General features: G+C 44.7%; 23 protein-coding genes and 1 pseudogene. 19 read left to right on the top strand and 5 right to left on the bottom strand.

Features of this window, described 5'->3' with window-relative positions:
- Nucleotides 1–33: 33 nt before the first annotated feature.
- Complete coding sequence (locus tag DMN77_RS11060; RefSeq protein WP_179014919.1) at nucleotides 34–789, bottom strand: YheC/YheD family protein; 756 nt, start codon at nucleotides 787–789, stop codon at nucleotides 34–36.
- Between the two features lie 249 nt (nucleotides 790–1,038).
- Between DMN77_RS11060 and DMN77_RS11055 the strand changes: the two genes are divergently transcribed.
- The 6 genes from DMN77_RS11055 to DMN77_RS11030 all read left to right on the top strand — a co-directional run bounded on the left by DMN77_RS11055 (nucleotide 1,039) and on the right by DMN77_RS11030 (nucleotide 6,469).
- The gene (locus tag DMN77_RS11055) at nucleotides 1,039–1,449 is read left to right on the top strand and encodes a hypothetical protein (RefSeq protein WP_179014917.1); all 411 of its coding nucleotides are present in this window, start codon (nucleotides 1,039–1,041) and stop codon (nucleotides 1,447–1,449) included.
- Nucleotides 1,450–1,716: 267 nt separating this feature from the next.
- The gene (locus tag DMN77_RS11050; RefSeq protein ID WP_179014916.1) at nucleotides 1,717–2,568 is read left to right on the top strand and encodes a helix-turn-helix transcriptional regulator; all 852 of its coding nucleotides are present in this window, start codon (nucleotides 1,717–1,719) and stop codon (nucleotides 2,566–2,568) included.
- A 71-nt stretch (nucleotides 2,569–2,639) separates the two neighbouring features.
- Nucleotides 2,640–3,647 carry an ABC transporter substrate-binding protein gene (locus tag DMN77_RS11045; RefSeq protein ID WP_179014914.1) on the top strand — a complete coding sequence of 336 codons (1,008 nt, stop codon included), beginning with the start codon at nucleotides 2,640–2,642 and terminating at the stop codon, nucleotides 3,645–3,647.
- A 40-nt stretch (nucleotides 3,648–3,687) separates the two neighbouring features.
- The gene (locus tag DMN77_RS11040; RefSeq protein WP_068781491.1) at nucleotides 3,688–4,749 is read left to right on the top strand and encodes an NAD(P)/FAD-dependent oxidoreductase; all 1,062 of its coding nucleotides are present in this window, start codon (nucleotides 3,688–3,690) and stop codon (nucleotides 4,747–4,749) included.
- Nucleotides 4,750–5,045: 296 nt separating this feature from the next.
- Nucleotides 5,046–5,369 (top strand): ArsR/SmtB family transcription factor, encoded by a 324-nt coding sequence (locus DMN77_RS11035; protein WP_179014913.1) that lies wholly within the window; start codon nucleotides 5,046–5,048, stop codon nucleotides 5,367–5,369.
- Nucleotides 5,370–5,461: 92 nt separating this feature from the next.
- Nucleotides 5,462–6,469, top strand: coding sequence for an NADP-dependent oxidoreductase (locus tag DMN77_RS11030; RefSeq protein WP_179014911.1), 1,008 nt, complete (start codon nucleotides 5,462–5,464; stop codon nucleotides 6,467–6,469).
- Between the two features lie 90 nt (nucleotides 6,470–6,559).
- On the opposite strand, the gene DMN77_RS11025 is transcribed toward DMN77_RS11030, so the two are convergent.
- Complete coding sequence (locus DMN77_RS11025) at nucleotides 6,560–8,932, bottom strand: ABC transporter ATP-binding protein/permease (protein WP_372775757.1); 2,373 nt, start codon at nucleotides 8,930–8,932, stop codon at nucleotides 6,560–6,562.
- A gap of 141 nt (nucleotides 8,933–9,073) precedes the next feature.
- Between DMN77_RS11025 and DMN77_RS11020 the strand changes: the two genes are divergently transcribed.
- The 5 genes from DMN77_RS11020 to DMN77_RS11000 all read left to right on the top strand — a co-directional run bounded on the left by DMN77_RS11020 (nucleotide 9,074) and on the right by DMN77_RS11000 (nucleotide 15,098).
- The gene (locus DMN77_RS11020) at nucleotides 9,074–9,748 is read left to right on the top strand and encodes a response regulator transcription factor (RefSeq protein ID WP_068781210.1); all 675 of its coding nucleotides are present in this window, start codon (nucleotides 9,074–9,076) and stop codon (nucleotides 9,746–9,748) included.
- Complete coding sequence (locus DMN77_RS11015) at nucleotides 9,745–10,812, top strand: HAMP domain-containing sensor histidine kinase (RefSeq protein ID WP_068781211.1); 1,068 nt, start codon at nucleotides 9,745–9,747, stop codon at nucleotides 10,810–10,812. The genes DMN77_RS11020 and DMN77_RS11015 overlap by 4 nt, the downstream gene beginning before the upstream one ends.
- 86 nt (nucleotides 10,813–10,898) lie before the next feature.
- A complete protein-coding gene (locus DMN77_RS11010) occupies nucleotides 10,899–12,659 on the top strand; it encodes an ABC transporter ATP-binding protein (RefSeq protein WP_068781212.1) in 1,761 nt (586 codons plus the stop codon).
- Nucleotides 12,656–14,518 (top strand): ABC transporter ATP-binding protein, encoded by a 1,863-nt coding sequence (locus DMN77_RS11005; RefSeq protein WP_179014909.1) that lies wholly within the window; start codon nucleotides 12,656–12,658, stop codon nucleotides 14,516–14,518. The genes DMN77_RS11010 and DMN77_RS11005 overlap by 4 nt, the downstream gene beginning before the upstream one ends.
- A 382-nt stretch (nucleotides 14,519–14,900) precedes the next feature.
- Nucleotides 14,901–15,098, top strand: coding sequence for a DUF3934 family protein (locus DMN77_RS11000; RefSeq protein WP_179014908.1), 198 nt, complete (start codon nucleotides 14,901–14,903; stop codon nucleotides 15,096–15,098).
- A gap of 232 nt (nucleotides 15,099–15,330) precedes the next feature.
- Here DMN77_RS11000 and DMN77_RS10995 read toward each other — a convergent pair whose 3' ends face one another.
- The 3 genes from DMN77_RS10995 to DMN77_RS10985 all read right to left on the bottom strand — a co-directional run bounded on the left by DMN77_RS10995 (nucleotide 15,331) and on the right by DMN77_RS10985 (nucleotide 18,231).
- A complete protein-coding gene (locus DMN77_RS10995) occupies nucleotides 15,331–15,543 on the bottom strand; it encodes an alpha/beta-type small acid-soluble spore protein (protein ID WP_068781215.1) in 213 nt (70 codons plus the stop codon).
- 208 nt (nucleotides 15,544–15,751) lie between these two features.
- Complete coding sequence (locus tag DMN77_RS10990; RefSeq protein ID WP_068781216.1) at nucleotides 15,752–17,500, bottom strand: sensor histidine kinase; 1,749 nt, start codon at nucleotides 17,498–17,500, stop codon at nucleotides 15,752–15,754.
- Nucleotides 17,497–18,231: a response regulator transcription factor gene (locus DMN77_RS10985; RefSeq protein WP_179014907.1), complete on the bottom strand. Its 735-nt coding sequence runs from the start codon at nucleotides 18,229–18,231 to the stop codon at nucleotides 17,497–17,499. Before DMN77_RS10985 ends, DMN77_RS10990 begins: the two co-directional genes overlap by 4 nt.
- A gap of 161 nt (nucleotides 18,232–18,392) precedes the next feature.
- On the opposite strand from DMN77_RS10985, the gene DMN77_RS10980 reads away from it, so the two are divergent.
- The 8 genes and pseudogenes from DMN77_RS10980 to DMN77_RS10945 all read left to right on the top strand — a co-directional run bounded on the left by DMN77_RS10980 (nucleotide 18,393) and on the right by DMN77_RS10945 (nucleotide 24,172).
- Nucleotides 18,393–18,731 (top strand): stalk domain-containing protein, encoded by a 339-nt coding sequence (locus DMN77_RS10980; protein ID WP_068781218.1) that lies wholly within the window; start codon nucleotides 18,393–18,395, stop codon nucleotides 18,729–18,731.
- Nucleotides 18,709–19,428, top strand: a complete 720-nt coding sequence (locus DMN77_RS10975; protein WP_068781219.1) for a TraB/GumN family protein — start codon at nucleotides 18,709–18,711, stop codon at nucleotides 19,426–19,428. The genes DMN77_RS10980 and DMN77_RS10975 overlap by 23 nt, the downstream gene beginning before the upstream one ends.
- On the top strand, nucleotides 19,413–19,487 hold the full coding sequence (locus DMN77_RS24270; RefSeq protein WP_082790134.1) for a hypothetical protein: 75 nt from the start codon (nucleotides 19,413–19,415) through the stop codon (nucleotides 19,485–19,487). The genes DMN77_RS10975 and DMN77_RS24270 overlap by 16 nt, the downstream gene beginning before the upstream one ends.
- A 217-nt stretch (nucleotides 19,488–19,704) precedes the next feature.
- Nucleotides 19,705–20,017, top strand: a pseudogene (locus DMN77_RS10965) (YbjQ family protein).
- A 55-nt stretch (nucleotides 20,018–20,072) separates the two neighbouring features.
- Nucleotides 20,073–20,879 carry a CPBP family intramembrane glutamic endopeptidase gene (locus DMN77_RS10960; protein WP_179014906.1) on the top strand — a complete coding sequence of 269 codons (807 nt, stop codon included), beginning with the start codon at nucleotides 20,073–20,075 and terminating at the stop codon, nucleotides 20,877–20,879.
- Between the two features lie 284 nt (nucleotides 20,880–21,163).
- Entirely contained in the window at nucleotides 21,164–21,913 is a 750-nt protein-coding gene (locus DMN77_RS10955; RefSeq protein WP_256872345.1) for a response regulator transcription factor, read from the top strand.
- Between the two features lie 29 nt (nucleotides 21,914–21,942).
- Nucleotides 21,943–23,337, top strand: coding sequence for a sensor histidine kinase (locus tag DMN77_RS10950; RefSeq protein ID WP_218652930.1), 1,395 nt, complete (start codon nucleotides 21,943–21,945; stop codon nucleotides 23,335–23,337).
- Nucleotides 23,338–23,452: 115 nt separating this feature from the next.
- Nucleotides 23,453–24,172, top strand: a complete 720-nt coding sequence (locus DMN77_RS10945) for a hypothetical protein (protein WP_256872344.1) — start codon at nucleotides 23,453–23,455, stop codon at nucleotides 24,170–24,172.
- The last annotated feature ends 279 nt before the right edge of the window (nucleotides 24,173–24,451 follow it).

Below are 24,451 nucleotides of genomic sequence, written 5' to 3'. Positions count from 1 at the left end.
TTAGCCATAAGTAGCATTCATTTCACTTTATGGCTATTTGAGACGCCCATATTGCTTCCCATAGGACAGAATCTTATTATATAGGCTCTGATCTTTTAATGCTTTAAGGGGGTATATTTGCGGCCGAGTATTCACTTCCAGAATCCAGGGTTTCCCCTTGGAATCGACAGCTACATCCAGACCGAGTTCTTGGAATCCTTGGTGATGACGGTCAAAGTTCCGGCCAACGGCAACACCCATTCTTTTGAGTTCTGATTCCAGTTGCGGGGTGAAGATGGAGTTGAAATCGGCACCGTTCATCGTCTTGCTGAAAGTGCCAATGGTTCCGCCCTGATTATAATTGGTGGCTACCTTCTTGGGGTTACCTACTTTGGTAAATAAGGCCGTGCTGACCCAATCTCCAAATCTGGTCTTCTGGACCATAACCCGGATATCGAATGGCTTGCCTTTGCTTTTGGCTAAGCGTATTCCTTTTTGCAACAGATAAGGTCTGCTCTCCGCAAAGCGTTTTAAAGCCCGATACAATTGGGCTGCACTTGAGTACACTGTTTTAGTAGTATTCAGCTGGCTCTGGTAACCCTTGTCTATTTTACGAATTCGGATAATATTTTTTCCACCTGATCCATTGGTGGGCTTTAAGAAGACGATATTATAGTCATCCAGCATAGCGAGTAGATTTTTTTTGTTGAATAATAATGTACGCGGTACGTATCTTTGGAAAAAGGGATCATTTAGCAACCACTGAGTTTTCGTCCATTTACTCTTGATCGTGGTACTTTTATATTTCATTGTTGGGAGACTCACCCCTTGTTTTTTGTTTAGCTTATGCTGAGTAGTAGAACAAGTCTCCATGATGGCCTTGAACCAAGATTTGAGCCCAAGACCATTTTTATTGAATATGATAAGAAGTAAAGATGAAGTCCTTTACGCATGAGTGTTACAGAATGCGAGCGCTTAAGGCCAGAAACATTGAACAAATTTCAATAGAATGCCGATACATATATGAGAAGATATAGACAGAAAAAGGAGTAGAGTAATATGCGGCTTGAAACAGGCACCACGGCAAGATTGAAATTTCAGGAGCCTAAACAGGATATCCGCCGGCCAGCGGAATATATGTTTGAGCTTGGCAAAGAACAGACTGACGATCCGTCGAACAAATCAAAAGAAAGCAGCGGCAAACTGGTTACATGCCGAGAGAACGGTTATATCAGGCAGTACATTGTCCGGGCGGACGGCAGCCGGATTTTGCTCAGCGAGATGCAGGAGCCGCAAAGTGATGCCGCTCCTCAGAGGCAAGAAGGGGACAAGGCGCTTCACAGCGAGCAGGAAGGCTCTATGGACCAAAACACGAAGGATATGATTCAACTGCTTAATGTGCAGGCAGGGATCGCGACCGATTATCGCAAAAAATCGGCTCATCTGGCGGCTTCGTATAACGTATTGTAAATGAAGAAACGCTGTAGTACTCGAACAAGAATATATACGCTTAAGGAGTCGCGAAAATCGCGGCTTTTTTTGTTTTTACGTTATAAGATCTATTCCCAAGCTCAGAGCAAAAGCTGATAGCCTGGTTCCATAGTAACGGCAACGGTTGCCACGATAATAGACGCGCCCCTAATTGATATTGATAATCAATATCAATTAAAGTAATATAAAATCATGTGATTTGTTGATTGGATAACTCATTAAAGCAGTACAGGGGAGCGGTGTAAAATGAAAATAGACATTAACAAGCTGGCTGAGCATTTTGCGCAAACCTCTTTTCAGGTAGAACAAGTTAGCCGGTACAGCCAGGAACCGGGAAGGTTCTGTAACGGATATACCGAAGCATTTCCAGGCTTTGTATTTCCTTTAAGAGGGGAAGCGGAATTTGTCTTCAACGGAACGCCCTATTTACTCACTCCGGGAAATGTGGTTCATGGGGGAGCAAATATGAAATTGGACAGAAAGGTTATTGGCAATGACAGGTGGGAGTATCTGCTTATACACTATCGCCTTTGCATTCCAGAGCCACCAAGCTTTTCTCTGCAAAAAACGCATTTCCAGCTCTCACCGGGCCAGAGCCCCCGTCTGATGGAACTGCTTAAACTGCTGTGGCGATTATCCCGCCAGCCGGGAGGTATTACAGCCTTTCAGACAGAGACCTTATTCCGCCGCGTACTGGAGGAACTCTTCATCTGCGTCCGAAATCAAAGCAACGACGGTGATCAAGCGTTATTTGAGCAAATATCCAATTACATACACGAGCATTATATGGATGCGCTGACCGTGCGTGCTTTAGCGGAACAAAATGATATCAATGAAAACAGGTTATTTTACGTGTTTAAGAAATACACAGGTATGGGACCGGGCAATTACTTGATGGCCTATCGTCTTAACCAGGCCAAAGACTCCTTGTTAGCCAGCGATGCGCCAATAGGCGAGGTGGCCACATGCGTTGGTTATGCCGATGCCTTATATTTCAGCCGACTGTTCAGGAAACAGTTCGGTGTCTCCCCCGGTGAGTTCAGGATCAAGTTGAGGAATAATCCATATGGATTTCAGGATGGCTCCATTCACATCTAAAATCGGTTTTGCTAAACTGGCATAGCCAAGCCAGACAAGGCAAAACAAAGAAGATAAATGGAGGAATTAGCATGAAAAAGTTTATGGGACTGATCGTCTCCATTGCACTTTTAGCAAGTATGAGTATATTAGCTGGATGTAGCGGAACACCTAAAGCTAACAGCTCTGAATCATCGAACCATACCCCGCCTGTAACGGAGGTCGCCAATTCCGAACAAAAGGAGGGGGAAGCAAAAAACTGGCCGAGAACTTATGTGGATGCACTTGGCCGCGAGGTTGTGTTGGAGAAAAAACCTGAAAAGGTTGCGCTTCTTTTCTTCCGTAATTTCGAGCATCTGTTCTTACTTGGCGAATCCCCGGTGGCCGCTACAGATATCGATGTGCTTGACGAGTGGGAGTCATTGGCACCGTATAAGAATAATGAAATTGAGGATATCGGCTCAATCGCCAACCCCAATATAGAGAAATTGCTGGAGATTGATCCGGATCTGATCATCGCGGTCTCAAGTCGATATGCGAACTACAACGGGCAGTTGGACAAAATAGCTCCTGTCATTACTGTTGACAGCAATGAAAATAATTGGCAAGGGGCGCTGCGGGAATACGGAATAATTTTCGGAAAAGAAGAGAAGGCGGAAGAGGAAATCGCACGGATTGAAGCGTTCATCGCTGAATCAAGAGAGAAGCTACAAGCCTATAACGACAAAACGTTTGGCCTCACGATGCTGGGAGATAAACAATATTGGGCCTTTACTACACAATTTATTTTCAATAAAGACAATGGTCTTGGCCTAAATCCTCCAACCTCCTATGTCGATATGTCTTCAAAAGGAGAACTGATTTCGATGGAGGGGCTGGCGAATATGAACCCCGATTATATGTTCGTCGCGGATATAGGGGGGTCTTCCCAGAAATTAAAAAGCTATTTGAAAGATTTGGAGAGCGATTCGGTATGGAATTCTCTTCAATCCGTCAAGAACAAGCATATCTACCCTTTGGATAGTTCAATTGCGGCAGGGGGTCCGCTGGCAATCGAACTAGGGGTCAAAACGATTGTTGAAAATGTTTTATCTCAATAGGGTGATATAGCCATGTCTTTGCGAGGGAGAGATTCGAATGATCAACCACGAGGAATTATACGACGTTACAATCATTGGCGGGGGGCCAGCCGGTCTGTTCGCTGCTTTTTATAGCGGTCTGCGAGAAATGAAAACCAAGTTGATCGAGTATCAGCCGGTGCTGGGTGGAAAAGTTCATGTTTATCCGGAAAAAATGATATGGGACGTGGGGGGACTTACCCCCATTCTGGGCGAACAATTAATTGAACAGATGGTTGCCCAGGGGTTAACCTTTCATCCGACCGTGGTCTTGAATGAGAAAGTGGAGTCGATTGAACGTGATGATTCCGGTTTATTTGTACTGCGGGCTGCCTCAGGAGAACTGCACTATACAAAAACGGTCATCGTAGCGATCGGGGGAGGCATTTTAGAGCCTCAGAGAATTGACCTGGAGGGTGCAGAGAAGTTCGAAGTGACGAATTTAAATTATGCCGTCAAATCACTCATGCGCTTCAAGGATAAGACAGTTGTCATTTCAGGCGGAGGAAATTCTGCGGTGGATTGGGCCAACGAACTGGAGCCTATTGCCCGTCAAGTATACTTGACTTATCGCAAGGATACTTTGTCAGGACATGAGGCTCAAGTGAAACAACTGCTGAACAGTTCTGTAAAATGTTTCTTTCACACCACGATTACGAAGCTGATTGCCCATCCTAATCACGAGAGGATTGAAACTGTTGAGTTGACCAATCACCTGACGGGTGAGGTAGAGGTACTAGCCATTGACGAAGTGATCATCAATCACGGTTATGAACGGGACCGATCATTATTGGAGAACAGCAAAGTCAATCTGAAATTAATCGACGGTCACTATATTGATGGTGATGGAGTAAGCGGGACGACTGTACCGGGGATTTATGCAGCAGGCGATATCCTGAAATATGATAAGAAATTGCAATTGATTGCAGGGGCTTTTCAAGATGCGGCGAATGCAGTGAACCAGGCTAAGCTATATTTGCAGCCTGAAGCACATCAAAGCGGGACCGTATCTTCTCATAATGATATTTTTAACAGTCGGAATCGTGATTTAATTAATCAAATCATGCTTAAGAGTGAGCAATGAGGGTAAAGCATATCCGTCTTGACTGAAGAGACGATGTATATTTCAGCCTTATAGCACAATAACAAAAAACAGTCCGTTCTTGCGATGCAGGGCGGACTATTTTTTGCTGTTTTTACAGGACTTAGTTTCTTGAGTCTTAGTTACAGCCGAAGGCGGCCAAGCTCCAATTCATGCGGGCAAGATCATACCCGTGAGTAATTTGAGGTGTTGCTAGTGAGCATGGGCTTGATTTTGTGAAGAAAATAGCTATAATTATGTTCAAGAGATTAAACCAATGGACTAAAGAGGTGGATTGCATGAGCCAGCAAACCGAGGATATTCTTCAACAATTTAAAGATTGCATCCCTCTATTGGAGGTGCTGACTGATGAAAACCGTCAAGCTATTATTATGCTGTTAGCTCAGAATAAATCGGGACTTAATGTTAATACAATAACAAGTCATATCAATTTGTCCAGACCGGCTATATCTCATCATTTAAAGGTATTGAAACAGTCCGGTTTTATTAAATCCGCAAAAAAGGGCGTAGAGAACTATTATGTATTGACTGTCCGGAAACCACTTGAGCAACTCAAATCGCTAATAACCGCCATCGAAGACGAATGTACTGGAACTCAGTAATTTAGAGAAGACTTAAGTGGATACATCGTGAGATTTAATTTAACCATTTGGTTTATATGATTAAACCAATAATCATAAGGGAGTGATAAGAAATGAAGGCTATAACTATTGAGAAATACGGAAAAAGGGTTCCCTTTGTAATGACAGAACAACCTATGCCGGATATCGGAGAACAGGATGTACTTGTAGAAATTCATGCAGCCAGCTTAAATCCTATTGACTATAAAATTAAGCAGGGGAAAGCGAAGATACTCTTAAATTACAAGTTCCCTCTCATTTTGGGAAATGATTTCTCTGGCGTTGTAGTCAAGGTTGGCCGCCGGGTGAACACCTTTAAACCCGGAGATGAAGTTTACGGTAGGCCACGCAAGAACCGAATCGGAACATTAGCTGAGTTTATTGCTGTTCACGAGGAAGATCTTTGGCTAAAACCGCAGAATCTAACCTTTGAGGAGGCAGCATCGATCCCCCTGATTGGACTTACAACTTATCAAGCTTTTGTTGATATTTTAAATCTTCAAAAAGGCCAAAAAATCTTGATTCACGCAGGTTCGGGAGGTGTAGGAACCTTCGCTATCCAATTGGCCAAGCTGATGGGTGCATTTGTTGCCACAACCGCAAGTGAAAAAGGCGATGAATTGGTCAAATCGCTGGGGGCTGATCTAATTATTAATTATAAAAAAGAGAATTTTGAAGAAATCCTTACTGGATATGACGCTGTTTTTGATACTTTGGGAGGAGAAGCTTTGGAAAAATCATTCCGCATTCTAAAACCAGGCGGACAGATTGTATCCATCTCCGGCTTACCAAACGCCAGATTTGGTAAGGAAACGAAAGCGGGTTGGCTAAAAACCGCCATTTTTTCCATCGCGAGCCGTAAGATCAAAGCCCAGGAGAAGAAGAGTCAAACGAGATATCACTTCCTGTTTATGAAGCCGAGCGGGGAACAATTGATGGTTATCAAGGGATTTATGGAAGGCGGACTCATTAGGCCTGTGATTGATAAGGTGTATCCTTTGAAAGATACCGAGCAAGCCTTTCACTACCTGGAAAGTGGAAGGGCCAAGGGAAAAGTCATAATTAGTATTAAAGGTGCTTAAATATAAAATGGATACAAAAAAGAAGGACACCTATTATGGCGATAGGTGTCCTTCTTTTAGTCGTGCCAGGGTAGGCCGTCTTTAAAATGGCTATTCGCTTCGAAGTGCAACAACAGGATCTTTCTTTGCCGCCATCCTTGATGGAATAAATCCGGCAATTAAGGTGAGTATCATACTTCCGGCAACCAGCACAGCTGCATGAAGCGGGTTAAGATTTGCAACGCCAGAAATTCCGGCCAGATTAGATATAATAGTATTGATTGGGATTTGAAGCAGATAGGAAAGACCTACCCCAATCATTCCTGCCGTGAAACCTATAATCATCGTTTCCGCATTAAATACCCTTGAAATGTCTTTCTTACGTGCCCCTACACTGCGAAGGATGCCGATTTCTTTGGTGCGCTCAATGACCGAAACATAGGTTATAATACCGATCATAATTGTCGAAACCAAAAGAGAAATAGCAGCAAATCCGGTCAAAACATAAGTTACGGTATCCAGTAATGTTCCTGTTATGGAAGAAATCATTTCCGCCATATCCGAATAGATCAGTTTATCATCGTCTGATTTGCCATCATTAAATTTATCAAGGTAATCCTTGATCTTGTCTTTACTCTCGTAATCCTTCGGATAAATATTGATGCCCGTTGGAGTAGAATCAGCTCCAAGCATGATCAGCGCATTGTCCTTCGCCTTATTGTCTAAGGGAATGCCGAGCATAACATCCTTATCCGATTTTTTTTGGGCAGTTGCAATTTTGCTCTTCTGCGCATCGCCAACTACCTCTTGGGTGAGTGCCGTAGTATATGCAATACCCGGTGATAGATAACTGCTTGTCACATCTTCTTTAGCACGCAAAATGCCGGTAATTGTGAGTTTTGTTCCGGTATCACTGTCATACAGTTTTTCATAATCTGTAGGTGCAGCCGCAGTGAATAAATCGCCATTCCTGGTATAGTAATCATCATTCGGTATGATCTTTAATATGGTTTTGCCAATAAAATCGGTCAGCTTATAATTTTCGGTATCCTCAGTAATACCAAGTTTCTCAAAAAATGCTTTGTCAATGCGATTATATTGGTCCATAACTAAGACGACTTCATTTTTTTCTGTAGGCAGCCTGCTTCCTTCACCCATTAAATCATATTGGGCTAAAATAAAATTCTTATTTTCAGGAAGCTCCTGCAAATAGGTGCTATTGCCGCCCATCATCATTCCCATTGAAGTAGAAGTTGTTTCAAACTTTACGGCCGTGTCTTGTCCCTTTGCCAACAAATTGAGATTTACTCCGTGCATATAGGAAATATTGTTGACGGCATTAGGCAATTCAGTTTCAAGTTTTCCGATATAATTCAGATAGTCTTCGGTAATGATATTACTATGCTTTGTACTGTTTTTCTCGCGATCATAGGAGTACATCACGTTATCCTTCGGATATTCTGTATAGCCTGCAGCATCCTGATTTCCTTCAAGACCACCCGGGCCGCGTTCGGTCAAATCTATGGTTTGCTCGCCCGTGCTGATGGTGATGGGAAAGCTGCTCAGTGTATCGGACTGCATACTGCTCATATAGGTAGACAGTCCGTTGGAAAGAGCCAAAACCAGGGCAACACCGATAATGCCAATGCTTCCTGCAAATGCGGTAATAAGCGTTCTGCCTCGCTTTGTCAGCAGATTTTTAAAGGAAAGCGCCGTTGCTGTTATCAGTGACATCGAGGTTTTCTTAAACTTCTGTTCCTTGGCTGCTTGTACAAATGCTTTTTCTGCTTCAGCTTCGACAATCGGATTACTGTCCGACTGAACTTCACCGTCTAAAAAACGGATAATTCGGTCCGAATACTCCTCTGCCAGTTCACCGTTATGGGTCACCATAATGACAAGACGGGTTTTGGCTACCTCCTTTAGAATATCCATGACTTGAATGCTGGTATGACTGTCAAGTGCTCCGGTCGGCTCATCCGCAAGGATAATATCGGGGTCGTTTACGAGCGCTCTTGCTATGGCGACGCGCTGCATTTGACCGCCCGACAATTGATTGGGCTTTTTGTTCAAATGGTCTGCAAGTCCGACTTCTATTAATGCCTGCTTGGCCCGTTGTTTTCTTTCGGAAGTTGATACGCCAGATAAAGTCATCGCGATCTCAACATTTTGCAATACCGTTTGATGTCCGATCAGATTATAGCTTTGAAATACAAAACCTATAGAACGGTTACGGTAAGCATCCCAATCACCGTTCTTGAACTCTTTTGTGGACAAACCGTTTATTACTAAATCGCCACTATCATAACGGTCTAAACCGCCAATAATATTAAGGAGTGTGGTCTTGCCACAGCCTGACGGACCCAGTATGGAAACAAGTTCGTTTTCTCGAAATCCCAGTGATATACTTTTTAAAGCTGTAACAACCTCGCCGCTATTATATGTTTTTTTGATTCTCTCCAGTTTGAGTTTCAGCGTAAACACCTCTCTATTGTTTTGTGTGCACCAATAGGGTAGCAGTGCAAAGTAAACTGAAAATCAAGTGAAATTGTTCCAATTGATTTTCAGTTTACTTATGGGTGGTAAAGTTGATTAGCAATAACAAGGTAAATGGAGGCATTGGATATGCTGAAAATATTAGTCGTAGAAGATGACACCAACTCCAGAAAGCTGATGTGTGCCGTTTTAAAACAGAACGGGTTTGAAACATACTGGGCGGAGGACGGCATCGTCGCACTTAAATTAATGGAACAGCAGCATTTTGATTTAGTAGTACTTGATTTAATGATGCCGAATATGGACGGCTATGAATTAACACGGCAGCTCCGACTTTCATGGGAGAATTTGCCGATCCTGATGGTTACAGCTAAGCAGGAGCCCAATGACAAAAGGAAGGGGTTTCTGGTCGGTACGGATGATTATATGACAAAACCTGTAGATGAGCAGGAGATGGTACTTCGTATTAAGGCACTTCTTCGCAGAGCAAAGATTGCCAGTGAACACAAATTAACAGTCGACAAGGTCGTGCTTGATTATGATGCGCTCACCGTATCCCGTGAAGATCAGGTGATTACACTACCGCAAAAAGAGTTTTACCTATTATTTAAGCTGCTTTCATATCCAAATATGATTTTTACCCGCCTTCAACTTATGGATGAAATTTGGGGGATGGAATCTGAAACCGATGACCACACGCTTAATGTTCATATCAACCGCTTGAGGGACAGATTTCGGGGTTGGTCAGAGTTTGAGATTGTTACCATTCGGGGGCTTGGCTATAAGGCGGTAAGAAAAACATGAGAGATTTTTTTAAGAAGCGATTAAGTCTTGCTATAACCTTAGTGATGTTTGTGTTTGGTGTGATGGTGTCAACTTTTCTGCTGATCGGAGCGAGCGTTGTCCTCTTGCAGCATATTGGAGTTATTTCTCTTTCGGATCATTTTGTACCGGAATCGAGAGGGAGCAGCGGGAATCACATTATCCCGTTATTTATTCTCTTTGGTCTTTGCATTTTGCTTGGAACTGCACTTACGGCCTTTCTTAGTAAAAAAGCGCTGAATCCCATCCGCAAGGTAATTGATGCCACACATAAGGTGGCCGGAGGAGACTTTAGCGTTAAGGTAGATCTAAAAGGCATTGGAGAATTGGAAGAATTGTCTCAGAGCTTTAATAAAATGACCCAAGAACTTTCGAGTATAGAAACACTGAGAAGCGATTTTGTTAACAACTTTTCCCATGAATTTAAAACACCTATCGTATCTTTACGTGGCTTTGCAAAACTTCTCAAGGAGAATAATCTTTCGGACGAAGAACAACGGGAGTATCTTGACATTATCATAACGGAATCTGAGCGTTTAGCTGCACTTTCCACCAATGTTCTTACTCTGTCCAAATACGAGACCCTTGAAATTGTTGTCGATAAAACCCCGTTCAGGTTAGATGAACAAATTAGAAAGTCTATCGTTTTAATGGAGCCCAAGTGGTCTGCAAAAGAGATTACCGTAAATGTGAATTTGGATAAGGTGATTTATAACGGAAATGAAGATTTGACACAGCAAATATGGATTAATCTTTTAGATAACGCGATTAAATTTACCGATCCATATGGCTTTATAGATATTACCCTTGTAAATAAAAATGACGAGATCCAGTTTATTATTCAGGATGACGGACCCGGCATGGATGATCAGACGAAAGCTCATATTTTCGATAAATTTTATCAGGGCGATACTTCACATTCCAAAACAGGATACGGGCTTGGACTTTCACTTGTAAAACGGATAGTGGTACTTTGCGGCGGTGACGTTAGCGTTCAAAGTCAACCGGGGAAAGGCAGCATATTTACCGTTATATTTCCGGTATAAGAGTTACCCGGAACGCAACCCTTGTTATTCTTCGTAAAGCTGCCACTATTTAATTTTAGCAATATTAACAAACAGGAGGATTGTGCATGATAAAAATTTTTAAGTATCTTAAGCCCAAAGAATGGATACAAGCGGTTATCAGTCTGGTATTCATTGCCCTGCAAGTATGGCTTGATTTGAAACTGCCGGATTATATGGCGGAAATTACTCAGCTTGTCCAAACGACAGGCAGTGAGATGAGTGAAATCTGGAAAGCCGGGGGGTTCATGCTCCTGTGTGCGCTAGGGAGTCTTGTTTCCGCGATTTTGGTCGGCTTTTTTGCAGCGCGGATTGCATCGTCTTTCTCACAAAGGCTTCGCAGTATGCTGTTTAACAAGGTCGAGTCTTTTTCCATGGAGGAAATAAACCGCTTTTCTACTTCAAGTCTGATTACCCGTTCCACCAACGATATTACGCAGATTCAAATGCTTGTCACAATGGGATTGCAAATCATCATCAAAGCGCCGATCATGGCGGTCTGGGCCGTTACGAAGATTGCTGGAAAAGGATATGAATGGTCGCTGGCGACAGGTGCAGCTGTTTTGATCTTGCTGGTCATGATTGCATTCATTATGGTATTCGTACTGCCGAAGTTCAGAAAAATGCAGATGCTCACCGACAACTTAACCCGCGTGGCTAGGGAGAACCTTACAGGTTTGCGCGTGGTTCGAGCTTACAATGCCGAGGATTACCAGGAACAAAAGTTTGAAACGGCAAACGAAGAACTTACCTACACCAATTTGTTCACCAACCGGGCCATGTCGATAATGATGCCGGTGATGAGTATGATTATGAGCGGGCTTAGCCTTGCTATTTACTGGATTGGCGCATATCTAATCAATGCAGCTCAAGCAACGGATCGATTGACGCTATTCTCCAATATGGTTGTATTCTCATCCTACGCCATGCAAGTAATTATGGCCTTCTTGATGCTAGTGATGATATTTATTATGCTTCCGCGAGCCAGCGTTTCCGCCAAACGTGTTAATGAGGTGCTGGATACGCAGCCGACTATAAAAGACGGTGTTGTGACTGAGGGCTTACAAGGAATAAAAGGCGAGGTCACCTTTAATCATGTTAGCTTTAAGTACCCGGACGCAGCTGATTATGTTATACATGATGTCAGCTTCACAGTGAAACAGGGGGAAACGATCGCGTTTATCGGCTCTACCGGAAGCGGGAAGTCAACCCTTATCAACCTGGTACCGCGTTTCTTCGATGCGACTGAAGGCGAAGTGCTGATTGATGGTGTGAATGTACAAGAGTACAGCATGGAATCGCTCTACAATAAAATCGGCTATGTGCCGCAAAAGGCGGTTATGTTCAAAGGAACGGTGAGTTCCAATGTGGCCTATGGAGATAATGGCAGCGAGGGTTACAGTGAAGAGGAAGTTAAAAAGGCCGTACAGATAGCACAGGGTGCGGACTTTGTGGAAAAGATGGAGGATGGTTACAATGCCTCGATTTCACAAGGCGGCACAAATGTATCGGGTGGTCAGAAACAACGTCTCGCTATTGCTCGTGCAATTTGCCGTAAACCTGAGATCTATATTTTCGATGATTCATTTTCGGCGCTGGATTATAAAACAGATCGTGTGTTACGCAGCGTGCTGAGGAGGGAAACTACTGGTGTGACAAGTATGATTGTGGCGCAGCGAATTGGAACCATCATGGACGCCGATCAAATCATCGTACTGGATGAAGGCAAAGTGGTCGGAAACGGAACACATAAAGAGCTGCTTCGCGACTGTGATGTATACAGGGAAATCGCTATGTCGCAATTGAGTGAGGAGGAATTGATATCATGAGTGAAAATACGGAAAGCAGAAGACCCGCCAGAGGACCAATGGGGGGACCTCCCGGAATGCAAGGTCACACCGAAAAACCAAAAGATTTCAAGAATACATGGGGCAAATTAATTCAATATTGCAAAAATTATATGCCCGTTATTGTCATAGCCCTCATCATCGCGGCTGTCGGTACTGTATTACAAATCATAGGGCCTGATAAATTAAAGGATATGACCAATGAAATTACCAAAGGGCTTCCTGCGCTTATAAACGGGCAACCGGTCGTGGGGGCCATTGATATGGATGCTGTAATGAATATTGCAATCATACTCGTATTCTTCTATGCTTCTTCTGCGCTGTTAAGTTTTGTTCAAAACTATATAATGGCAACTGTAACCGCCAGAATATCGAAAAATATGCGAACCGGCATCTCTCATAAAATTAATAAGCTGCCGCTTAAATACTTTGATAAAACAAGCTATGGCGACGTACTCAGCCGTGCCACGAATGATGTTGATACGATAGGACAAACGCTAAATCAAAGTGTCGGTACAATGGTAAGCGCAGTAACCATGTTCGTTGGTTCTCTAGTGATGATGTTCTACACGAACTGGATTTTGGCGTTGACCGCAATCGGCTCTACCATTGTCGGTTTTGTGTTAATGATGCTGATCATGTCAAAATCAAAGAAACATTTTACAGCGCAACAAGAAGGCCTTGGGGAAATCAATGGTCATATTGAGGAAATTTATTCGGGGCATAATGTGGTTAAAGCCTATAACGGCGGCAAAGCGGCGAAAGAGACCTTCGAGAAAATTAATGAAACTCTTTATGACAGCGGCTGGAAATCACAATTTCTATCGGGATTGATGATGCCTATTATGAGCTTTATTGGAAACTTAGGTTATGTAGCCGTGTGCGTAGTCGGAGCAGTGCTTGCCATGAACGGCACTATTTCCTTTGGTGTAATCGTTGCATTTATGTTGTATATACGCCTCTTCACGCAGCCGTTAGCGCAGTTGGCCCAAGCAGCTCAAACCATGCTAAGAACCGCTGCCGCCAGCGAGCGCGTCTTTGAATTTTTCGAAGAAGAAGAAATGGCTGATGAAAGCGAAAAAGCAAAAATACTAAGTAATATTAAAGGCGATGTAGAATTTAGACACGTGAAATTCGGCTATGATAAAGATAGAACGATAATCCACGACTTCTCAGCTATGGTCAAAGCGGGGCAAAAGGTCGCGATCGTTGGCCCGACAGGGGCGGGAAAAACGACGATGGTTAACCTTTTAATGCGCTTTTACGAGCTGGATAGCGGCGAGATCTTGCTTGACGGTATACCTACGCATCAAACTACCCGGGAAAACGTACACGAACAATTTTGCATGGTTTTGCAAGATACATGGCTCTTTGAGGGAACAATCCTGGAAAACATCAAATACAGCAAACAAGACGTCACGGAGGAGGAAGTCATTTCTGCATGTAAGGCCGTCGGACTGCATCATTTTATACGAACGCTTCCCGATGGGTACAACACCGTATTGAATGACAAAGCGAGCTTATCGGCTGGACAAAAGCAGCTTCTTACTATCGCGCGAGCCATGATCCAAAATGCACCCCTCTTAATTTTAGATGAGGCGACAAGCTCGGTGGATACACGCACGGAACGCAAAGTGCAGGAAGCGATGGATAAGCTAATGGTGGGTAGAACATCATTTGTTATTGCCCACAGACTTTCGACGATACGCAACGCGGATATGATTCTGGTCATGAAAGATGGAGACATTATAGAAAGCGGCAATCACATCGAGCTTCTGGAGAAAGGCGGATTCTACGCGGAACTTTATAACAGCCAGTTTGAACTACAAGATGCCATATAGTTTGCCATCAGTATGAATGCAGATAGAACCCCAATTTCAGCAACATTAATGCAGCTGAGATTGGGGTTTTTCTCTATTTTTAGACTAACAGGCAGGAGGGTTCAAAAGTTTCGCGAATACCCTGCATATCCAGCATTTCAGCGCTACGGGCGGGGGCAAGCTCGACCTTTGGTCCGGAAGAAGCATGATACAATAGAAGTTGGCAATTTGGAACGGGGGGGAAGCATACTCAAGTGGAATAGCGCTGTATGGGGAAAGCTGACAGGATCAGGGCTTTGAAACATACAGTATGTACATACTGACCGAAGTGGTGTATATTTCAACATGCTGGTGAATTAGTCTATGACCAAAATAAGAATACCGCATGTAACGGAGTGATCTATTGAGCAAACCAAAAGGCAAGAGTGGAACAGGTAGAGGCACGGGTAAGAAAGGCTGGACCCGCTGGGACGCAAAAGCCCGCCGGGCCAAAAGCGCCCCGAAACCTTATACGAGTAAAGGTACGAAGAAATCCAGCGATGCTAAAGACGAGGGACCTATCAAAAACGATAAAAACGATAGCGGTGTAAAGCGCAGCTGACAGTTGTGTTTCGACAATTATGTTTCGACAAGACATGATAATGTTTAATAAAAGCCGCATAATCTGCGGCTTTTAATGTTACTATGTTTTTTGTCACCCGACATGAACTTCAGATAAGCGCTTCCTAAGATTCATTAAAGAGGCAATCTCAATACGATGAGATTGCCTCTTTAATAATTTATTGAATCTTTGGTAATATTCGCAGCAAGTTAATTGGGGCCGAAATTAATAATTAGTGACGCCCTTGAATAGACTGTTCAGCCATTTGAACAAGACGTTTAGTAATGTATCCTCCAAGAGAACCAGTTTCGCGGGATGTCATATTGCCATAGTATCCATCCTGAGGGATTTGAATACCCAATTCCTGAGCAGCTTCGATTTTCATTTGCTGCAAGGCCATTTTGACTTGAGGTATAACCAGGCTGTTTGAACTAGATTGAGCCATGTTAATTTTCTCCTTTCAGTTGTGCATTATTTGGAATAAGCAAGCAAGTTTATTATGGCTCCGTCGCTAATAGTTATACAGGAAAAATGAAGTTCCTCAAACAAATCACTTTTCAAAAAATTTAAACGACTTATTACCCGGTTCTTGGCTTCATAAGTTGTTGGAATTTCCCTGCCTTTTAATTCCGCATAACAACAGTTAGACAAAATCATATAGCATCGCAGGGCAATAGAATCTCAATCTTCATGCCTTGCCATACTTTGGAATGCACCTGGATTTCGCCGCCGTGCGCTTCCACAATGGCTTTGGCGATGCTCATTCCGAGCCCGGAGCCAACCGTCGATTCTTCCGTATTCGTTCCCCGATAGTACCGCTTGAACAAATGATGCAGCGTTTCCTCGTCCATTCCTTTGCCGTTATCGATGACTCGTATACCGGCCTTGCCGTTTATTCTGCCGACTGATGCAGTGACGACTACACCCTGCGGATTATGCTTAACGGCGTTGGACAGCAAGTTATCCATCAGCCTCTGAAGCCAGGTCTCATCTGCTTTTACCATTAGGGGACTCTCCTCCCCAACATAGTGAAACTGATAGTCAGACATCGTGGCGTCATTGACGTACTTCAATACCGAGCAGCGCACCAGCTCATCCAAATCCAACTCCTGAAGATTCATAATCGAATCTCCCTGCTTAAGCTGATGAATCATGGAAAAATCAGAGATCAGTTCAAGCATATAATCCCCTTTTTCCCGAATCGTCGATCCCATAACCCGCATCTCCTCCTGGCTCCACTGCTCAGGCAAGCTCTCGAGCATATATCCATAGCCTTGAATGGTGGAGAGGGGAGTGCGCAGATCATGGGAAATCCCTGACATCCATTCCGCTTGTGCCTGCTCCAGCTTCTCACGTTCCTTCTCCGTTTGTGCCAATTGATGGGTCATCTGATAGAAGGATTCAATGACTTCCCTATAAAGTTTGTAGCTGGTTCGCATCGTACCGTTGCGGCGGAATACCTTGCGCTTGTCCTTGGCGGTCAGCACTTCGTCGTATTGACCCTTGCGCATGCGTTCGAACCAGCCTGCGAACAGAATGAGCGGCTGACCATAACGGTATCCATGCCATATGGAGACCGGAACCGCCAAGAGCAGGATTAGACCCGAAAACCATACAAGCCCACGCGTTGCCGTATCCAGCACGGGATGCTTCAGTGGACCTCCAGTTGGATTAGGCGTATAGAGGATCCAGGTCTTTCCGCTTTGCTTGTCCCGCTGGGAGACAATATTCGTGTCATAATTGCTGGGTGATTGCTGGATGGCCAGAATATCCAGCGGACGATACGCCTTTTTCGCGTTTGCTTTATCGCCGATGTCTTGTATGGTTTTGCCTGCGGGGTCGATCACCTGCAGATAGCTGCCGGTTTCGCGCAACCGCTGGTCCAAAGAGGGGATCGCTTCACTTCGCACTATCCCCTTCTGGCCGTAAGCGTCGAACCAAGCCACGAGTTGGTCGAGATCAGGACTATGGTATCCCAGCATGTACAGATGCGGCTCGTTGAAGGCAAAATTCAGCTCCGTGTTTACGGCATAAGTCCCAAGCGTACGCGTCTCTTGAATTTCAAGCAATTGAGCGGTGGAGTAGGAGGGCGGCAGCGCATGCTGCGGAGTTGAGTTTACATCATAAATTACCCTTCCTTCGGCATTCACAACCTGCAACCACATTCCTCTATCCTCAATGAGCTTAACCCACTTGGGGGAAATTTGAATGGTCCCATCCTTGGAGCTAGCTTCTTGAGCGATCAGCTGCAGGGCGCCTGCTGGAAAGTTACGGCGTATCTCATTGTTCTTCGCATTCTGAAAGTACAGGATGCATGCTACCAGAGTAATGGCCAGAATCAGTAGGGAATAAAAGATCAATTGATAGGCAAAGTGGAAAGCCATGCGTTGTTGTATTTTCATCGCACCTGCGACTCCTTCACCAGCTTGTATCCGAGCCCGCGGACGGTAACGAGCAGTTTCGGATCACCGGGCTCGATCTCGATCCGCTCCCTAATGCGCCGAATGTGTACCATGACCGTCGAATCATCTCCCAATCCGTTAATCCCCCAAACCTTATCGTATAGCTGCGTTTTGGAAAATACGATTCCCGAATGCTTGCAGAAGTGCAGCAGCAGTTGGAACTCCTGTGCGGGGCATGGAACAGGCAGTCCATCCACGATCAACTCGCCCTCCGCCTCGTTAACGGTAAGACGGCCTAACCGGTAAACCCCTGAATCCGGCCGCTTTATTGGCATGGGTGTAGGAGCCTCCTGCTCCAGTCGGCGGATGCGCGCCTGAATTCTAGCAGCTACCTCCAAGGGATTGAAGGGCTTTGTGATATAATCATCCCCGCCCATAGCGAAGCCTTGAAGGACATCGAGATCGGAAGCCTTGGCCGTCAGGAACAAAATATGCGGATTCCCATATTCGCGGAGCTTGGAGCAGAGCTCTAATCCGCTGCCGTCAGGGAGCATGATGTCGAGCAGGACGATATCGGGGGCAATGCGCGCCGCTATGTCAAGTCCTTCTGCACATGTGGAAGCCGGGTACAGACGATGAAACCCTTCCCTGCGGAGCACCATTTGGAGCATTGTAACAATCGAGGGCTCATCGTCAACGATTGCGATTTTAATATCAGATAGATTGGTCATTGTGTTCACCCTTTCCCATAGTAGCATACACACATTAACAGAACCTAAACTTCCGTGAGCAACATTAAGGTATTGTTCATCGATTTGTTTAGGTTCTGTTTTAGTAGGGTTGATAGGCTAGGAAATGAGGGATCAATTCACGAAAAGGAGCTTATACGCAAATGAAAAAAATAATTGTCTCATTGCTATCTTTATCCCTGCTTACCTCTGGACTCTCTTCGGTGTATGCAGCAGAGAAAGTCTCGACGATATGGGTTAATGGTGTGCAAATCCAGTTCAGCAACTCGGCATTGATCGTAGAAAAAGGGGTGACACTCGTCCCGATGCGTCTGCTTCTGGAGAAGATCGGCGTCAAAGTGAGCTGGAATGAAGCGACCCATACCGTCAGCGGTACCCAAAGCGGCATTTCCTTGTCCCTGGAGATTGGCAACGCTAATGCTACTATAAACGCCAAAGCAAGTCCGGAATGTAACGTATGTGCCGCTTCGCTTTCTCGCTGAGGCTGCAGGCTATCAAGTGGCATGGAATCCTTCCTCGCGCCAGATAAACCTTATTTCTAAGCAGCGAACCGCTGGCAGCCACGGCTATTTATGGAAGGTAGAGCATAAAGGCAACACTGTGTTTATGCTGGGTTCACTTCATTACGTGCTTGAAGGAATGTACCCGCTGCGTCCGGAGATTGAGAATGCGCTCCATGCAGCTGATTACTTGAGCGTTGAGGTCGATTTGTCGAAGGTCGCTCCCGAAGAATTACAAAAACTGGTGTTGGAACTGGGTGTTTATAAAGACGGTACAACATTGAAAGATCATATCTCCGCTATAACGTATAAAAAAGTCGCCGCTTTCCTAAAAGCAAATGGATTGCCGGAAAGCAGCTTCGACAATTTCAAACCGTGGTTCGTCCAACAAAACATTCTGGGTGTTATCGCTGACAAAGAAGGCTATCAGTCAGACATTGGTATTGACCATTACCTGATCAATAAGGCCAACAAAGGGAAGAAAACGGTTGTTGCTTTGGAAACTATTGATTTCCAGTTCCAAACGAACAATAACTACTCAGACGCTCTGCAGGAAAAATTGCTACTCCAAACACTGGACCCAACTGCAGGGGTCATCCTTGCTCCGGATGGGGGGATCGATACCTTGGTGGAAAAAAAGAAACCTATCTGGTCGTCGTCGGAATGCTGCACATGTTAGGCGACGAAGGGGTAGTTCCATTGCTGAAGAAGGAAGGGTATAAAGTGGAAATACAGTAGTCCTTATGCGATTTGTGTACACAAAAGTTGCCATAATAAATGGCCGGAGGCGCCACTTTAACAGAACCTAAATGCCAGAAGATTAATTAAGCTTATGTTTAGCGGTTCGTTTAGGCTCTGTTTCAATTGGGCTGTTAGCATAATGAATAAGCAAAGCAATCAATATCCCACAAGGAAAACAAGGTGTCGTTCATAATGAATTAAGGGGGGATAACTTATGATCATAACCACTACATCAACTATTGAAGGTTCACCAATCAGGAAGTATTTGGGCATTGCCACTGGTGAAGTGATCATGGGGGCTAACGTATTCAGAGACTTCAAGGCTTCCATTACCGATCTGGTAGGGGGACGCTCGCGCGTTTAGGAAGGTAAGCTTCAGGAAGCAAGGGATGCAGCATTTGCCGAGATGACCCAAAAAGCTTCGGTGATGGGGGCTAACGGGATTGTTGGAGTCGATATTGATTATGAAGTTATTCGCGAAAGGCATGTTAATGGTTGCTGTTAGCGGGACTGCGGTAATTGTATAAGCCCACACAACAGCATTGCTATGCTAGAAAATTTTAATTTATAGTGGGAGTGTTTATGATGTCAACCAAAAGGAACTTACAGCAAGAAATTATGGATCCCGCCCTTCGAGTTCGTCCTCGCGTGCGATGGGGTGTTCTCACATATTTTCTCTACATTGCAGTCTTCTACGGAATCTTTGTGCTCAACGGCATCGACTATATGAAAGTGGGCGAGAGTGAGCGTACCCTTCTTCTCGGGTACGTAGCAACGCTGTCCGGCGGCGCTGTACTAACCCTCACAGTCCTCATGATCTACGGATGGTGGCGTCCCGCCCTGGTAGAAAGGCGGAGTCTTTCTCGATGGACGATGACGCTCCCGATTATCATGGCGGTCATCGCGATTGTGAATATGCTGATCGGCGATTTCACCCGTGTAACGCCCCTCATGTGGCTGTATCTTATCGTCGGCAGCATCCTGGTCGGCTTCAATGAGGAGATGATCCACCGCGGTCAATTAATAGTCGCTCTGCGTAGCAGATTCGGTGAAACTGGAGTCTGGCTGCTCTCAACAGCGATGTTCGCAATCTTCCACCTGCCGGGCATGTTTCTGGGCCTCGGAGCGGGTGCGCTATTCCAGGTAGTGATGGCTTTCGGCCTCGGTTCAATCTTCTACCTCGCCAGAAGGTCGACCGGATCGCTCCTGGCCTCCATGTTCCTGCATGGACTTTGGGACTTTAGCGTTTTCTCTACACATAACTCGTCGTTTCACCTAGCTGGTATATTAGCTCCGTTGTTGGCGATCGCTGCAGCAATTTCGGTTCCGATCATTCTCCGCCGTAAAAAGCGACGCGATAGTATGAAACGTGTAAGCCAAGTAAACTGAAGAATGGGTACCCTCGCCCTGTAGGGTTACTCAATCACAACACCTTCAAGGAAAATGTTGTCTTATCATCAGATAAGGAAACAACCTTGAAGGTGTTTTTTACGTCCGGGCAGCTCTATGCGATAGGACGATTGCTGGTAAAAATGAGCTAATCCAGGAAGCTGGGAATATGTATTATATATCTCTTAGTGATTGTTTGATCAAGTACAGTTGGGCTCAGTGGAATATACCTCATCTTCCAGTTGGTGGAGTAATCTAAAGCGTCTGTGCTAAGATGAGGGTAAATGATCATTCAAGCTGAGGAACAAGGCTGGAAGGGGAGTACATTGAAGAAAATACTTGTCATTGACGATGAAGTCGCAATCAGAGATTTAATTGAGCTCGTACTGAGAAGAGAAAACTACGTCGTTCAAACGGCTGAAAACGGTAAAATAGCCCTGCAGCTGCTGAATGCTTTTCAACCGGACCTGGCGGTGCTTGACTTGATGCTGCCTGACTGCTCCGGATATGACTTATGCAAGGAAATCACCGGGAAACGTGCCGTTCCTGTGATCATGCTCTCTGCCAAAAATGAGGTAATCGACAAGGTGTTGGGACTAGAGCTAGGGGCGGAGGATTACATGACCAAACCCTTTGACAATCGTGAATTGCTCGCTCGAATCAAGGTGATTCTGAGAAGAAACGAGAGCAAGGAGGAATCAAGTGAAGGAACAGAAGTGAAATCTACACGCATCATTCATGAAGAGCTGACATTTGATCTGGAAAGCCGAAGGGTGCTGAAAAACGGTGTACCCGTGTCTTTAACGGCCAAAGAGTTCAAAATTCTGGAAACGTTACTCAAAAGGCCAGACAAAATCTTTACCCGGGATGAGCTGCTGCAGATCGGATGGGGATATGACTTCATGGGAGACAGTCGCAGTGTGGATATGACCGTCATGCGATTACGGAAGAAGCTGGAGGATAACGCGGACGAACCAAAGTATGTTAGGACGATCTATGGATTTGGCTATCAACTTGGAGGTGGCGAGGCCTGAAGTATGCAACCCGGTTACTGCTGAATTATTTGTTTTTCTCCGTACTGTCCTTTGGCATCATCATTTTTGCGGTGAATAAAGCCATCGATTACTACAGCTTCATTACCATTGAAAAACAGATGATGGAGAAGGCGGATCTGTCCGAATTGTCCTTCCGTGAGGTGTTGGCACAGCATAGATCATCAACAGGAGAGCATCAGACAAAAGAAATCGTCAGACTTGCTCTGGAAAAGCTGAAAGCTTCAGGCAAGGAAGTACGTATCTATGATAGCTCCAAGCAGTTGCTGGGCTTGGCTGTGGATGGCATCATCATTAATGATGGCAAACCTCATATTTTTGAAAAGAATATTGAGAAAGCCCTGAGCGGCAGTTATGCCTACACCGTAACGGAAGATCATCTGCTTTACTTTGCCACTCCCATTCAGGATCAATACTACCAAAACGCTTATGTGTATGAGTTCGTGGAGGACATTTCTTACTTTTATGCGATTATGGATCAAATCCGTTATATCCTGTTTGCGGGTGCAGGCGGATTTATTGTACTGATTACGTTATCCAGTCTGTGGATCGCCCGCAACACAACCAAGCCGATTAAGCTGTTGCTTGGCGCTGCGCAAAGTTTCTCCAGACAGGAGTTTCGGAGAGTTCATCTAAACCGGAAGGATGAGCTGGGCATGCTGGCAAACGGGCTGGATTCCATGGGACGGCAGCTTCATGATTACATTCAGTACCAGAAACAATTTGTCTCCAACGTATCTCACGAGTTAAAAACACCCTTGGCAGCAATTCGTGGTTTCTCTCAATACTTGTATGAAGGGGAGAACGAGAACAAGGAGTTGCAAAAAATCTATGCTCATCTGCTGCAGGAATCGGATCGGCTGACGCGCTTGATTAATGAACTGTTGTTGCTATCCCGATTCGACAAGGCTGGATCTAACGAACTGGAAGTCGAGAAGACGGAAATGAACGAACTAATTCAGCAAGTCGCAAGGAGTATGGGTGCCAAGGCCAAAGATAAAGGAATCGAGATTAAGTTCAGTAAGGCGGAAGTGGAACCGGAGGATAAGCTGCTGACGAGAGTCCGCGCCAACGTGAATCCAATGCTGATGTCCCATGCGATCGCCAACCTTGTGGACAATGCCATCAAATATTCAGGCAGTCCATCGCTAATCGAATTGAAGTTGGAACATACGCCAAGCGAGGTAGTTATACGGATATGTGATCAAGGTATCGGTATCGCGGGCGATGAGCTGGAGAGAGTGCAGGAACGCTTTTACCGGGCAAAAAATGCAAGCACAGCGAACGGTTCAGGTCTTGGACTTTCTATTTGCAAAGAGATTGTAGAACGGTTTAATGGATATATCGACATGGAAAGTCAAATCGGGGAAGGAACGACCGTTACGATTGTGTTACCCCGTGCGTAAACCAGGCGCGCAAATAGTTGACGTTACAAGATTGGTACAATTCTGTTATGAGACTAACAAACGCTTTTTTTATAATCACTCTATAAGAAGAAATCACACGTTTTATGGAGGGATCATGATGAAATTAATAAACAAAGCTACAGCTGTTATCCTGCTGAGCATTTTACTAACGATAGCACTGACGGGCTGTCAGTCCAATGGTGCCAAGTCGCCAGAAGCGGCGCAGAACTCGGCTGAAAAATACACGTCGAACGAACCGGGCAAAGGCGAAGGAGCATCAAATTCTACTTCGCCTGCTTCAGAAAACTCGGAAGGACAGAGTGCTGAAGCTATTAAGGAAGGTTCGATAGAGAAGGAAGGCAATGTGGTGCTGAAGGAGCTTGCTTTTGTCTATAATGAGCACACCATTGCGATTTCGGATACAGCGAATGAAGAACAGATGGAACAGATGCTGGGCAAACCGGATACCTTGAAATCTCATACGTATAGTGCCGACGATGGTACAAACATGGATATGTTAATCGGTTTTACAGAAAAGGTTTATACGTATCCTGGTCTGGAGATTAAAACAATCAGCATACCGGAAGGTAAACAAGACTCCATCTTTCATATTGAAATTACAGATCCTAAGTACGCGACAGCGCGAAACATTAAAGCAGGAGATAGCCTTGATACACTCAAAACGGCCTACCCTGAGGGGAAACTGCTTGGTGATGGAGCCCCTAATGAGGAGGATGACTTCCGTTACGAGCCATCCAATTATGTGGATGTGATGTCGTTTCATATCAAGGATGCCAAGGTGGAGAGCATTCAGATCTACAGCCTTCTGGACTAATATTTATTGTTGGTCGGAGGACAAGAGCATACGCTTAAGTTTAAGGGGTCGCGGAAATCGCGACTTTTTTGTTTTAACGTTTAACAAGTTCCTGACCCGAGCTGAGGACAAAGAACTTGCCGGGAATTAAATTTACACGGGTTTATTTTAGATATATTCACAAAACTCGTATTTTGTACATATGTCTAAAGATCCGTTTGAACCACGTTGTTACTACATTCTCTACTTCATTCATCACCTCCATACTTAGGTTTTCCGAATAAAAAACAAAAGCACTCC

Source organism: Paenibacillus sp. 79R4 (assembly GCF_013393165.1).
Classification (GTDB): domain Bacteria; phylum Bacillota; class Bacilli; order Paenibacillales; family Paenibacillaceae; genus Fontibacillus.
The sequence above is the reverse complement of the archived record's forward strand: the minus strand, read 5'-3'. Positions and strand labels throughout refer to the sequence as shown.